At 63.4% G+C, this 685-nt stretch carries 1 pseudogene; it reads left to right on the forward strand.

Features of this window, described 5'->3' with window-relative positions:
- Positions 1-685, forward strand: a pseudogene (locus tag Q0C81_RS18250) (TonB-dependent receptor); the annotation flags it as partial.

Here is a 685-nt window from a genome sequence, read left to right on the forward strand (position 1 = left end):
GGTATTCCACGACTTCAACATCCGCCAGTTCGCGCCGGGCACGGTCGGGGCGATCACGGCGACGTCGGCGTTCGAGATCGGGCTGGACAACGCCTATCTGGCGGAAGATGTGCGCCTGGCGATCACGAATAACCGCCGGCAAGTCTATAACTCGGCCGGGGTTCTGACCGGAACGGTCGCCGACCCGCGCGCCCAGCACAAGCTGTATGGCCCATCCCGGACTCAGGAAAACACCCGCGAACTGCAGCGTTATGTGCTGGGTCTGCGGGGCGATGCGCCGGACTTCGGCTTCGTGCGCAATATTCGGTGGGAAGCGGCCTATACCTATGGCCAGATGGACAATGAAAACGTCGAACTGGGCGTGGATATCGTTCGTTATCAGGCGGCCGCTGACGCGGTGGTTGACACCGCTGGCATCGTCAACGGCCGTGCGGGCGAGGTGGTCTGCCGCGTGCAACTGCTGAACGCCCAAGGCGTCGCCGTGCCGAACGCAAGCCTCACCAGCGGCGGCGTCACCACGACCTATTCGCGCCAGGGCGACGTCATCAGCGACTGCACCCCTGTGCGGGTGTTCGGCGCCGGCGGCTTCTCGCAAGAGGCGCTGGATTATATCCAGGCTTCGATCAAGGTCGAAGATCAGAACAAGCAGCACGATTTCGTCGCCTTTACCGGCGGCGATCTGTGG

It is taken from the genome of Brevundimonas sp. (assembly GCF_023259385.1).
Classification (GTDB): domain Bacteria; phylum Pseudomonadota; class Alphaproteobacteria; order Caulobacterales; family Caulobacteraceae; genus Brevundimonas.